This window comes from Pelagibacterium sediminicola, from assembly GCF_003390885.1.
Lineage (GTDB): Bacteria > Pseudomonadota > Alphaproteobacteria > Rhizobiales > Devosiaceae > Pelagibacterium > Pelagibacterium sediminicola.
In genome coordinates this window covers 507,214-519,393 of the sequence record NZ_QMEL01000002.1, presented here as the reverse complement: position 1 = coordinate 519,393, position 12,180 = coordinate 507,214, and the positions used below count along the sequence as shown (strand labels likewise).

At 63.4% G+C, this 12,180-nt stretch carries 12 protein-coding genes; 6 read left to right on the top strand and 6 right to left on the bottom strand.

Annotated features, from left to right (window positions below):
- Nucleotides 1-28: 28 nt before the first annotated feature.
- Nucleotides 29-1,006: an NAD(P)H-quinone oxidoreductase gene (locus tag DQG18_RS05705; RefSeq protein WP_116653255.1), complete on the bottom strand. Its 978-nt coding sequence runs from the start codon at nt 1,004-1,006 to the stop codon at nt 29-31.
- A 161-nt stretch (nt 1,007-1,167) separates the two neighbouring features.
- Between DQG18_RS05705 and DQG18_RS05700 the strand changes: the two genes are divergently transcribed.
- Nucleotides 1,168-2,973 carry a polysaccharide biosynthesis tyrosine autokinase gene (locus DQG18_RS05700; RefSeq protein WP_116653254.1) on the top strand — a complete coding sequence of 602 codons (1,806 nt, stop codon included), beginning with the start codon at nt 1,168-1,170 and terminating at the stop codon, nt 2,971-2,973.
- A gap of 108 nt (nt 2,974-3,081) precedes the next feature.
- Nucleotides 3,082-4,767 (top strand): D-lactate dehydrogenase, encoded by a 1,686-nt coding sequence (gene dld, locus DQG18_RS05695; protein ID WP_116653253.1) that lies wholly within the window; start codon nt 3,082-3,084, stop codon nt 4,765-4,767.
- Here the strand turns inward: dld and DQG18_RS05690 are convergent.
- From DQG18_RS05690 to DQG18_RS05670, 5 genes are all read right to left on the bottom strand, one after another.
- A complete protein-coding gene (locus DQG18_RS05690) occupies nt 4,751-5,563 on the bottom strand; it encodes an inositol monophosphatase family protein (protein WP_116653252.1) in 813 nt (270 codons plus the stop codon). The two genes, dld and DQG18_RS05690, sit on opposite strands and share 17 nt — an antisense overlap.
- Complete coding sequence (trmB, locus tag DQG18_RS05685; protein WP_116653251.1) at nt 5,560-6,273, bottom strand: tRNA (guanosine(46)-N7)-methyltransferase TrmB; 714 nt, start codon at nt 6,271-6,273, stop codon at nt 5,560-5,562. The genes DQG18_RS05690 and trmB overlap by 4 nt, the downstream gene beginning before the upstream one ends.
- Before the next feature lie 155 nt (nt 6,274-6,428).
- Nucleotides 6,429-7,598, bottom strand: a complete 1,170-nt coding sequence (metK, locus tag DQG18_RS05680; RefSeq protein ID WP_116653250.1) for a methionine adenosyltransferase — start codon at nt 7,596-7,598, stop codon at nt 6,429-6,431.
- Between the two features lie 125 nt (nt 7,599-7,723).
- Nucleotides 7,724-9,343 (bottom strand): apolipoprotein N-acyltransferase, encoded by a 1,620-nt coding sequence (lnt, locus tag DQG18_RS05675; RefSeq protein ID WP_116653249.1) that lies wholly within the window; start codon nt 9,341-9,343, stop codon nt 7,724-7,726.
- 142 nt (nt 9,344-9,485) lie between these two features.
- A complete protein-coding gene (locus DQG18_RS05670; protein WP_157970020.1) occupies nt 9,486-9,977 on the bottom strand; it encodes a hypothetical protein in 492 nt (163 codons plus the stop codon).
- Between the two features lie 199 nt (nt 9,978-10,176).
- On the opposite strand from DQG18_RS05670, the gene DQG18_RS05665 reads away from it, so the two are divergent.
- From DQG18_RS05665 to DQG18_RS05650, 4 genes are all read left to right on the top strand, one after another.
- On the top strand, nt 10,177-10,884 hold the full coding sequence (locus tag DQG18_RS05665) for an AzlC family ABC transporter permease (protein ID WP_245958374.1): 708 nt from the start codon (nt 10,177-10,179) through the stop codon (nt 10,882-10,884).
- Nucleotides 10,881-11,201 (top strand): AzlD domain-containing protein, encoded by a 321-nt coding sequence (locus DQG18_RS05660; protein WP_116653247.1) that lies wholly within the window; start codon nt 10,881-10,883, stop codon nt 11,199-11,201. Before DQG18_RS05665 ends, DQG18_RS05660 begins: the two co-directional genes overlap by 4 nt.
- 93 nt (nt 11,202-11,294) lie before the next feature.
- A complete protein-coding gene (locus DQG18_RS05655; protein WP_116653246.1) occupies nt 11,295-11,663 on the top strand; it encodes an MliC family protein in 369 nt (122 codons plus the stop codon).
- 54 nt (nt 11,664-11,717) lie between these two features.
- Nucleotides 11,718-12,179 (top strand): GNAT family N-acetyltransferase, encoded by a 462-nt coding sequence (locus tag DQG18_RS05650; RefSeq protein ID WP_116653245.1) that lies wholly within the window; start codon nt 11,718-11,720, stop codon nt 12,177-12,179.
- The last annotated feature ends 1 nt before the right edge of the window (nt 12,180 follow it).

The window sequence follows — 12,180 nt, the reverse complement described above, 5'->3', positions numbered from 1 at the left end:
GAGCGGGGGGATATAGGTAACCCCGCCGCTATCCGCCAACCCTGAGAATGATCTTGCCGGTGTGTCGGCTCCTTTCCATATGGCGGTGCGCGTCGGCGGCCTCGTCCAACGGCCAGACGGTATCGATGACGGGCCGGAACGCGCCGGTCTCGATGAGCGGCCAGACATGGGTTCGCACTTCGGACAAGAGCTGCGCCTTTTCCGCAACTGGCCGGGCCCGCAGGGTCGAACCGGTGACGGTCAGCCCGTTCATCATGACCCGCGCGATGTCGAGTTCGCCCGTCCGGCCCCCGCCAAAGGCGATGAAGACGAGCCTGCCGCCGCGCCGCAACGCCTTGATGTTGCCCGCCAGATAAGGCCCGCCGATGATGTCGAGAATGACGTCGGCGCCGTTATGTTCCTCGCGCGCAATGACGGCAAAATCCTCGGTGCGATAATTGATGGCCCGGTCCGCGCCAAGCCTGCGGCACGCTTCCGCCTTCTCGTTTGTTCCCCCCGTTGCCAGAACCTTTGCGCCGAATGCCTTTGCAAGCTGGATCGTGGTGGTCCCGATGCCGCTCGCTCCGCCATGGACCAGAAGGGTTTCGCCGGCTCTGAGTTTGCCTAGTTCAAAGACATTGGCCCAGACCGTTGCGACGGTTTCCAGCAGGCCCGCGCCCTCGATCATGTCGAGGGAATGCGGAAGGGGCAGAACCTGACCGGCCGGTACGGTGCAGTATTGGGCATACCCCCCGCCAGACAGCAGCGCGCAGACACGGTCGCCGATGGCAAGACCGGAAACCCCGGTGCCCAACGCATCGATGACGCCCGAGACCTCGAGCCCGGGGATGTCCGAGGCTCCCTTTGGCGGTGGATAGGCACCGCGCCGCTGGGCCAGATCTGCGCCATTGACTCCGGCTGCCGCTACGGCGATGCGGACTTCGCCGGGCTGTGGCTGGGGAAGGGGGCGTTCGGCCGGACGCAGGACGTCCGGATCGCCGGGCTCGGAAATTTCAATCGCGCGCATGAAAGGAGACTCTGCACAAGAACCGATGCGCCTCCCTGTCATGAAAGGCGCGCCGGTTCAATGCCATGCCCGGGCTTCAATTTATTCAGAATGCAATGTCGGGCTTACCGGGCTAATGTAACCGGGCAATTTGCAGGGCTTATGGGAATTGTAGGTCGGGCATGGCGGGGGCGGACATTGATATACGGGATATTTGGGGTCTCCTGCGGCGCAGGTTTCGCCTGATCGTCATGACCTTGCTGGTGGTTACGGGATTGGCGGGGGTGGCGGCGATCGCCCTTCCAAAGTTCTTTACCGCCTCGGCGCTCATCCTCATCGATCCGAGCCGCAAGAACCTGCTCGATCCCGACATGCAGGCAGCAAGCGCGGCCTCGGACCACGCGCGGATCGACAGCGAAGCGGAAATCCTGCGCTCGGACATGATCTTTCTCGATGTCATTACAACGCTCGGGCTCGAAACGGACCCGGAATTCGGAGTGCGCCCCGGCTGGCGGGATCGTGTGCGGGCCTTCCTGTACATAGAGGCAGAACCCTCCACGGGCGATGCGGCGCGCCAGGAAGTATTGCGTAAGCTCAAGGACGCCACAACGGTGCAGCGGCGGGGGCTTACCTACCTTATCTCGGTACAGGTGCGCTCCCGCGATCCGGTGCGCGCCGCGCTTCTCGCCAATACGCTCGCCGAGGCCTACATCGCGGACCAGTTGCGCGCCAAGATCGATAACGTATTGGCGGCGGGCAGGGCCCTCGAGGCGCGTGCCGAGCAGGCGCGCACCAATATGGCCGAAACGGAACGGCGTCTCGACATCTTTGTGTCAGGCTATATCGAACAGAGCGCCAGCGAGGATGCGCAAACGCGCACGGCGGGGACGGCAATGCCCGATGAGGCTATGGGCAGGCTGGGCCGGCAGATGCGTTCGGGCCTCGTGACGGACGATCTGCCGCTCGATGTGCTGACGGAGCTCTTTGCGTTGCAGCAGGCCGCCGATCTGGCGCGCACGCACTATCAGACGCTCCTGGCCCGCCGCAGCGACCTCGAGGCGGAGGCCGAACTCCAGCTTTCCGACAGCCGCATCGTATCGCCCGCCATTCCCCCGGCAGAGGCAAGTTTCCCCAATGCGCGGGCAATGCTGCTGTTTGCCGGGCTGGGTGGGCTTGGTCTGGGGATCGGGCTGGCCTTTATTTATGATAATTTCCTTGGCGGCCTGACAAGCAGTGCCCAGCTTGCGGCCGTCACGCGCCGGCCCGCTTTGGGCGAGGTTCCATTCCACAAATTGCCCCTCGACATGGCCTCGGCTTCCCAACTCATGATTGATGCGCCTCTGTCGCGTTATGCCGAAGCGATACGTCAGCTTCGCGCGGGCATGGACCGACACTTGTTGGCGCTCGAAGCCGACGGGGCCCGGGGCCGGGTGGTGATGGTCACATCTTCGCTCACCGGCGAGGGCAAGACCGCGCTGGCGCTTTCGCTGGCGCGCGCCTATGCGGCGTCGGGCCGCAAAACGCTCATCATCGATTGCGATCTGCGCTGTCCCTCGATCCATGACCATCTCGACTTCGAGCCCGACAAGGGACTGCTCGACTATCTCATCGGGGATGGTCAGGCCGGATCGTTCACCAGCATGGTCGTGCGGGAAGGGGATACGGGCCTCAATCTCCTGGTCGGCTCGCGCCGCTCGGGCATGCCCACCGACCAGTTGGTGTCCGGCGCGATCTTCGCGCGGCTTGTTGCGGTAGCTGCCGATCACTTCGATATCGTGGTTCTCGATACTCCGCCCATCCGCGAGGTGGTGGACGGGCTTTATCTTGCCGGTCATGCTGATGCGGTGCTGTTTGTCGTCAAATGGTCTGCCACCGCCCAGATCGACGTGCGTGGTGCGCTCGAACGGCTCGCGCTCATGTCGCCGCCCGGCACGCCCATCCTGATGGCGCTCAACCAGCAGCTCCCTCGCCTATGGCCGGAAATATGATGGCCATAGCGAAGGCCAGGCGTCAAATTTTCGCAATGATCGCGGTCGTGGTGGCAAAATCGGCAAGGGCGGATTATGGTCCGGCGATTTTTATAGAGAATGCCTTCCATGACCGATCATCTCATCACTACCCTGCGTTCCATCACCGGGCCGCGTCACGTCCTTGTCGGGGACCGGGCGACGCGGCGTTTCAGGAAGGGCTACCGGTTCGGGGATGGCGAGGTGCTGGCCGTGGTGCGGCCGGGTAGTCTTCTCGAACAATGGCGAGCGCTCAAGGCGTGCGTCGAGGCGGGCGTCATCGTCATCACGCAGGCCGCCAATACCGGGCTGACGGGCGGATCGACCCCGTTCGGTGAGGGATATGACCGGCCCATGGTCATCATCAACGTCATGCGCATTAAGCGCATCGACCTGATCGATGGTGGCAAGCAGGTCATTTCCCTGCCCGGCGCAACGCTTGACGAACTGGAAAAGACGCTCCGCACCATCGGGCGCGAGCCCCATTCGGTGATCGGTTCGTCCTGCATCGGGGCGTCGGTCACCGGCGGGGTGTGCAACAATTCGGGCGGCTCGCTTATTCAGCGAGGGCCCGCCTACACCCAGTTCGCGGTCTTCGCCCAGCTCGGTGCGGACGGCCAGTTGCGGCTGGTCAACCATCTGGGCGTGGAACTGGGTGAGGACGCCGAAACCGTTCTCTCCCGGCTCGACCGGAGCGATTACACCGAAGCCGATATTGCCCATGGCACCAATCAGTGGGCGTCCGACCACCAATATTGCGATCATGTGCGCGACATCGATGCGCCAACGCCGGCCCGGTTCAACGCCGATCCGCGCCGGCTTTACGAGGCCTCGGGCAGCGCCGGACGGCTTGCGGTCTTTGCGCTGCGGCTCGATACCTTCCCCGCCGACGACCAAAGTCAGGTCTTTTACATCGGCACCAACGATCCCGCCGAACTGACCGCCATCCGCCGGCATATCCTTGCAAACTTCAGCACTCTTCCCATCCAGGGCGAATATTTCGACCGCGACGCCTATGGGACGACGCGCAAATACGGCAAAGACGTCTTCCTGCTCATCAAATATCTGGGCACCGACCGCGTGCCGCTCGCCTTTGCGGTCAAGAGCTGGTTCGACGGGCTGACTGAAAAGCTCGGGCTGGGCAGCGGGGTGACCGATCAGGTCTTGCAGGCACTGGTGCGGTTTTTCCCCCAGCATCTGCCCAGGCGCATGAACGACTATGAAAAGCGCTTCAGCCATTATCTGATGGTCAAGATGGGCGGAGAGGGGGTTGCCGAGGCACGGGCCTATCTCTCCTCGATCTTTCCGTCGGCCGATGGTGATTTTTTCGAGTGCACGCCCGAAGAAGGGCGCGACGCCTTTCTGCATCGTTTCGCCTTTGGCGGGGCGGGCGGGCGTTATCGCGCCATCCATTCGCGAAAGGTCGAGGACATCCTCGCGCTTGACGTCGCCCTGCCGCGCAACGCCACCCGGTTCGTCCCCGCATTGCCGCCTGATATCGCCAGCGAAATGGTCCATCAGGGCGCCTGCGGACACTTTTTCTGCCACGTGCTCCATCTCGACTACATGGTGAGAAAGGGCGGCGACGTCGAGGCGATCAAGGAAAAGCTGCTGGCGCTGTTCGATGCCGAAGGAGTCGAATATCCCGCCGAGCACAATGTCGGCCATCTTTACGAGGCCAAGCCCGCGCTCGCCGATTTCTACAAGTCCCTCGACCCCACCAACAGCTTCAACCCCGGTATCGGCAAGACATCGAAACTCAAGAACTGGGCCTGAGCGCCAGCCCCTCGGCCAGCCGGATCATGACGTCGCGCGCGCCCGGCGCGGCGGCCAGAATGGCATCGCCTTTCGTCAGATCGCCGTCCGGGCAATAGGGCGCGAGATATCCCCCCGCCTCCTCGACCATGAGGTTGGCCGCAAGGCAGTCCCAGGCGTTGATATGCGGCTCGAAATAGCCCACCAGTCGCCCTGCCGCCACATAGGCGATCATCAGCGCGCCCGAGCCGTTGCGAAAGAACATGCCGCCCGCATCGAGCAGGCGTTCGGCGAAGGTGGTGATGAAGGTGCGCGGAATGCGGTAATTGGCGCCCATACCGACCAGCCCTGATTGTACGGTCCGTTCCGGATCGGCGGCCATCTTCTTGCCGTTGAGCCACGCCCCGCCGCCGCGTATGGCGTGATAAAGCTCTTCGACACGCGGCGCACAGATAGCGCTGGCAACCGTCTGCCTGCCATCATGGATGGCGATCGACACGCACCAGTCGGGAAGTCCCATGAGGAAAGGCGAGGTGCCGTCGATTGGATCAATGACCCAGGTATAGCCCGAGCGTGCCGGCACCGGCGCGTGCTCCTCCCCCATGATGCCGTCTTCGGGAAATTGCGCGGCGATCCGTTCGCGGATCAGGGTCTCGACGTTGCGGTCGGCAATCGAGACGACGTCCTGCGGGCCCGCCTTGTCCTCGATCACGAGCGTTTCGCGGTTGAGGAAATAATCGAGCGCCAGCGTCCCGGCTTCCCGCGCGATGGCCTGCACCGCGCGATGGCGGGCTTGATGGTCTGGATGAAGGGTCAATCTTGAGGGTCCGTACGCTTGAATTCAAGGTAGAAGCTGGTGTCGCGCCCTTGACGGCGCGCCTTTATCTCATAGCGCGTCGCCTGCCATCCGGGATAGGGGGTATGCCATGTGCCGGGCGCGCAGGGCGGCCAGGTGAAGCCGGGAGCCTTCAGGATATGGGCCAGCGTCCAGTTGGCATAGTCCTCGATATCGGTGGCGAAACGGAACGTGCCACCCGGCTTGAGGACGCGGGCGAACTCGGCCAGCACCGGAAACTGGATCAGCCGCCGCTTGTGGTGGCGCGGTTTGGGCCAGGGGTCGGGATAGAGCACATAAAGGCAATCGACCGATGCGGCGGGCATCACGGCGAGCAGCTTGATGACGTCATCGGAAAACAGGCGGATGTTTTCGATGCCCTCGATATCGATCGTTTCGAGCAGCTTGCCGATCCCGCCGGCAAAGACCTCGCAGCCGATAAACCCGTCCTCGGGGTTTTCGCGCGCCATCCGTGCCAGATGCTCGCCTCCGCCATAGCCGATTTCCAGATGAATGCGTTGCGCGTCGGGAAACACGGCGCGCGGATCGACCGGCACGGAAATATCGAGCGAAAGTGCGGGCAGCAGCGTCTCGAACAGCGCCTGCTGCCCCTTGTGGAGCTTTTTCCCCGCGCGCCGCCCGAAAAAGGCGCGCGGCCCGCGCGGGTCCTGTGGAATGGGTTTGAGAGTCATGGCCTGTCCTTGTCGGGCCGCTGATACCCCCCTCCCATCCTCCCCCGCAAGGGGGGAGGTGCTGGCCTTGTGCGTAGGGAGACAACAAGGAAAAGGAAAACACCCTCCCCTTGACGGGGAGGGCTGGGGAGGGGTGAGCAACCGGAACGGTTGCTTTACGTGAGTTCAGCCTTGATCGCCTCGGCGAGATCCGTCTTTTCCCACGAGAACCCGCCATCTTCATCCGGCTCGCGACCGAAGTGGCCGTAGGCGGCGGTGCGCTCGTAGATGGGTTTGTTGAGGCCCAGATGGGAGCGGATGCCGCGCGGGGAGAGATCCATGACCTTCTGGAGCACTGGCTCGAGCCGGTCGTCGTCGATCCTGCCCGTGCCGTAGGTGTCGATGAAGATGGAAAGCGGTTTGGAAACGCCAATCGCGTAGGAGAGCTGGATGACGCATTTGTCCGCCAGCCCCGCCGCAACGACGTTCTTGGCGAGATAGCGCGCCGCATAGGCCGCCGAGCGGTCGACCTTGGTGGGATCCTTGCCCGAAAATGCGCCGCCGCCATGGGGGGCTGCCCCGCCATAGGTGTCGACGATGATCTTGCGGCCCGTAAGCCCAGCATCCCCGTCCGGCCCGCCGATGACGAACGCGCCGGTGGGGTTGACGTAAAACTCGGACTCCGGAGGCATCCAGCCTTCGGGCAGCGTCGCTTCAACGAACGGGCGCACCAGTTCGCGCACTTCGTCCTGTGTTATATTTTCGCCATGCTGGGTGGAAACGACGACCGAGGTCGCGCCCACCGGCTTGCCGTTCCGATAGCGCAGGGTCACCTGGCTCTTGGCGTCCGGCCCGAAGGCGGAAATCTCGCCCTTGTGCCGCGCCTCGGCCATCTTGCGCAGGATGGTGTGGGCATACATCAGCGGGGCGGGCATCAGTTCGGGCGTCTCGTTGACGGCAAAGCCGAACATGATGCCCTGATCGCCCGCGCCCTCGTCCTTGTTGCCCGAGGCATCGACGCCCTGCGCGATATGGGCGGATTGCTCGTGGACGTAGCAGGAAAAATCGAGGTTCTTCCAGTGAAAGCCGTCCTGCTCGTACCCGATGCGGCGCACCACGTTGCGGGCGAGCGATTCCATCTTGTCGGCGTTGATTTCGGCGGGCCCGCGCACCTCACCGGCCAGGATGACGCGGTTGGTGGTGGTCAGCGTTTCGACCGCGACGCGCGAATAGGGGTCGAGCGTGAAGAACGCATCGACGATTGCATCGGAAATCTGGTCGCAGACCTTGTCGGGATGGCCCTCGGAAACCGATTCCGAGGTGAAGAGATAATCAGAACTGGCCACGTTGAACCTCTTGGCAGGTGGGCTGAGGGCGCACGGGGGATGCGCGTGCGCGGGCCTCTCCCGCGCACTTTCAACGGCGCTTGTCGCAGGTTGGCGTCATGAAATCAATAGACATAAAGAGTTCCTTATGTCCGCCTCCTGCGTCCGCCCCGGCGCCCCGCCAGCGCGATGATGAACCCGGCCCCGACAAGGGCGAGGAACGGGATGTTCCGCAAATCGGCGTAAAGCGTGGTTTCGAGCGGTCTGGCGGGGGCACCGTCCAGAACCCCCGATTCGCGCGGCGCAAGCGTTCCGGTGATCCGCCCCAGAGGATCGATGAAGGCCGAGACGCCGGAATTGGCGGCGCGCACGAGGCTCTTTCCCTCCTCAACCGCCCGGATCCGTGCATGATGAAAGTGCTGGGCGGGGCCGATCGAGCCATCGAACCAGGCATCGTTGGTGACGACAAGGATGAAGCCAGCCTCCTCGACCAGCGGCCCGAGGGCGCCGGAATAAACGATCTCGTAGCAGATGAGCGGCAGGAAGGAGGGCAGGCCGGGCGGTTCCATCAGCCGCCGTGCCTCACCCGCCGCCCAGCCTTCCGAGCCATGAACGAACTGGCTGATCCCGAAGCGGGTGAAAAAATCCTGGAACGGCAGATACTCCCCAAAGGGTACGAGGTGGGTCTTGTCGTAGCTGGTCACCACCTCGCCATCGGCGTTTATGGCAAGGATCGAGTTATAGGGCTTGGCCCCGGCAACGATCATGCCGTCGGTCCCGTAGGCCTCGCGCGGCGCGCCGGTGAGGAGCATGGTTTGCTCGGGCAGCATGCGCGCGATCTGCGCCAGATATTGCGGCTCTTCGGACAAAAAGAACGGCAGCGCGGCTTCGGGCCAGACCAGAAGATCGACGTCGTCGAGTCCGGCATCGTCCGGTCCGGTGCGCATGGCCGAAAGATCGATCAGGCGGTTGACGATCTCCTCGCGTGCCAAAACCTGCCATTTCTCGTCCTGAGGTACCACGGGCTGGACGATGCGGATCGCAACCTCGTCATAGGGCTCGGTCACAAGGCTCGAAAGCCGCTGATGTCCCCAGGCCAGTTGCAACGCGATGAGCCCCAGCCCGGCGAAAAGCGGCAGCAGCCGCGCAACCAGCGAGCGGTCGCCCGAAGGCCAGACCAGCGCCGGGGTCGCAGCGACAACGATGGTGGCAAAGGTCAGCCCGTAAACGCCCACAAGGCTCGCCGCCTGCATCATCTCGATATTGGCGGTGAGCGCGTAGCCCAGAAGGTTGAAGGGAAAACCGGTAAAAAGCGTGCCGCGCGCCAGTTCGGCCAGCGACAGGCACGAGGCGAGCGCAAAGATCCGCGCCGTGCCGCCCGACCACAAAAGATGGGCGACCGCGGTCCCAAGGCCCCAGAAGATCGAAAGAATTCCCGCAAGCCCGACGATCGCGAACGGCATCACCACGACGAGCCATCCGCCATCGATGAAAAAGGCGGAGCCGAGCCAGTGCAGCGAGGCGGAAAAATAGCCCAGTCCGAACCAGAACCCGATGCGGAAGGCGGGCCCGAAAATCCTTGCCCCGATACCCCGGCGCCGTTCGGCCCCGTCCAGCGTCCAGACCAGCACCGGCAGACCCAGAAAAAGAGCGATAAGGAAAAAGAGCGGCGCGGTCGATAGCGCGGCAATCCCACCTGCAACGATCAGCAGCAATGCCCGCCGCCAGCCGTGGCTGAGCATGGCGAATTCGGCCAGTGCGGTCATCTGCGCTCCCGAGAAAAATCGCGAATCAGTCTGCGGGAACGGTGAACGCGAGGGGCAGGGGCGTCAATGATGCCTCGAGACGGTCAAAAAAACGGGCGGGCAGAAATCTGCCCGCCCGCAACTTTCATAGATGGTGATTGGTTCAGGCGTCCACGAATAGCACCACCGTTCCCGAGCCCTGCGTCGAGACGGCAATCACGTCCTGGGCCGAATAGCCTTCGGCTTCCAGCGCCGCGACCACGTCGGCATTGGCGCTGACCTTGCCCTGAAGCGCCGTGATATCGGCCTCGTGCGCCGCACGGCTATCGGCGAGCACAGAGGCATCGCCACCATCATTGGCGGCGAGCGACGAGAGCGTCACGACCCTGATGTCGGTGGTCGCATCCACATCGCCCAGATCAACGCTGCCCGAAGACTGTATGGCGGTATCGACATCGGCGTGGGTAAGGGCGCCGAGATCGAGTTCAACCCCGGCATCGGCGCCAGCGTCGACGCCGACGACGGTATCGCCGCCAAGCTCGACGCCAACCCCGCTATCGAGGTCGAGGTCCAGATCGGTATCCTGTGCGGTCGCGGCGACAGGCGCGGCAACCGCGAGCGCGGCGCCAAGGGCAAGAGCGGAAAGCTTGTTCATTTTTATCTCCATTTGCGTGGGGAGCTGTCTCCCTCGGAGATGAAAACGCGATCGTCCGATGCGAGGTTGCGTGACCATTTCGTGGCGGAAGCGCAAAATTGCCACAAAGAAAAATGCAGCCTGCCATACCTGTTGCCGTGCTGGCCAAGCCTGGGCTGATGGCTTATAGGCAAAGCCCCAGATTCAAGTTGTCCCCCAAATGTCCACTTTGAGTTCACCAGACAGTTTCCGGTCCGGCGCAAGGGCCAGCCTTGGCGTTACGCTTGGATATTTCCCGGTGGGTATCGCTTTCGGGATCGCGGCGGCGCGGGCGGGGTTTTCTCCGCTCGAGGCGGGGTTCCTGTCGGCGGTCATCTATGCGGGAGCCAGTCAGTTCCTCGTCATCGCGCTGATGGGCACCGGCGCCCCGCTGATCGTCACCGCGCTTTCGATCATGGCGACCAATCTGCGGCATGTCCTTTATGCGCCGGCCATTCTCGAAAAGGCTCGCGAGCGCGCCGCCACCCGCCACGCCTGGGGCTGGGCCGGATGGCTCAGCGACGGCGCGTTCGGCGCGGCGATCATCGCGCTCAACAGGTCGCGCGCCCATTTTTCCGAACGCTTCATGTTCGGCGTGGGTGTCGGCCCCTATTTTTCATGGCTCGCCGGCACCGTGGCGGGGGCGGTCTTTTCCGGTGCGGTCTCCGGCTATCCCGTGCTCGATGCGGCGCTTGGCTTTCTGATGCCCGCGCTGTTCCTTGCCATGCTGCTCGCCCTCGTCTCGCGCCGTACGCTCGGGGTCGTGGCAGTGACCATCCTTGCGGCGGTCCCGCTCACGCTTTTCGTTTCGACCACGGTGGGCATCGTTGGCGGCATGGTGGCGGGCGCGCTTTCGAGCCTTGTCGACTGGAAAGGGGGCAATCGATGAACAGCGACCTGCTTTTTGTCGGACTGATCGTGGGAGTCGGCACCTGGGCCATGCGCTATCTGCCGACAAGGATCGATGTGTCCTCGATCAAGCCCGGCAGCCCCGTCAGCCGCTTTCTGGACGCCACCGGCCCGGCCGCGATCGCTGCGCTCTGCGTTGCGTCCTTCCTCCCGCTCATCGAGGCCGACGTAAAGGCGCTGGCCATGCTTGCGGCTGGCCTTGCCGGAACCTATCTCGGCTTCAGGCTGGGCCGCGATATCTCCATCGCCTCGATCGGCGGCGCGCTCGGCTACGGGCTGGCCTTCTGGCTGCTTTAGGGACCGCATCCCGCCGAGGTCCCGCCTTGGTCTTGTTACCGAACTCGACTAGGCTTTGGATGCCATTGCCATCGATCCAAAGGGAGACGATCCATGAAAAGGCTCCTCGCCGCAGCAACGCTGGGGCTCTTCGCATTTCCTGCTCCGGCGGTCGAAACCTCGATGCAGCTCGTCCTGACGCTCGAGGGCAATGCACAGCGCGATGTGATGGTTTATCGGTGCGAGGGAAGCGACGAGCCGCTGACGGTCGAATATGTCAACGCCCACCCGATTTTCCTCGCCATCGTTCCGGTCGAAGGCGAGCGTCTTATCTTCGTCAATGTCATTTCGGGGTCCGGCGCGCGCTACGCGTCCGGCCAATATGTCTGGTGGACGCGCGGGGTCGAGGCACAGCTCTACGACGAGATGGCGTCAGAGGACGCAGAACCCCTCTCGTGCTTTTCCGATATCGATACGCCCTGAGGACACGGCCGGGCGTTTGAGCGGGGACACCGCTTCTGGTATCGTTGCGCCACTATGGCCGATCCGATCCGTATGCGCAGAGACCTCACCGCGGATTTCCCCGAGCCGTCATGGCCCGATGGCGTCGCCCCTGTGCTGTTTTCCGAAACGATGGCCGAAGAACTCCATGGGCTTTTAAAGGCGGGCTATGCCAAGGGCGAAGGCGAGGTACCCGGTTTTGACAGTTGGTGGGCTGCCCTCGGTGCCGACCCCGAATACGATGCCGAACTGATGCTGGTGGCCCAGGCCTCCAATGGGGCGCTGGTGGCTCTTGCTCATTGCCGGAATTCGGCCTTTTTGAAGGATCTCGTCGTCATGCCCGGCTGGCGGCGGCAGGGCATCGGCGAGGCACTGATGCTGCGCACCTTCGAGGCCTGCCGCAACCGCTATCACAAGACGCTGGACCTCAAAGTCCTGCCCGCCAACATCGCCGCCCAAAGGTTTTTTCGGCGCATGGGGTTCCTGCCATCAGGATGAC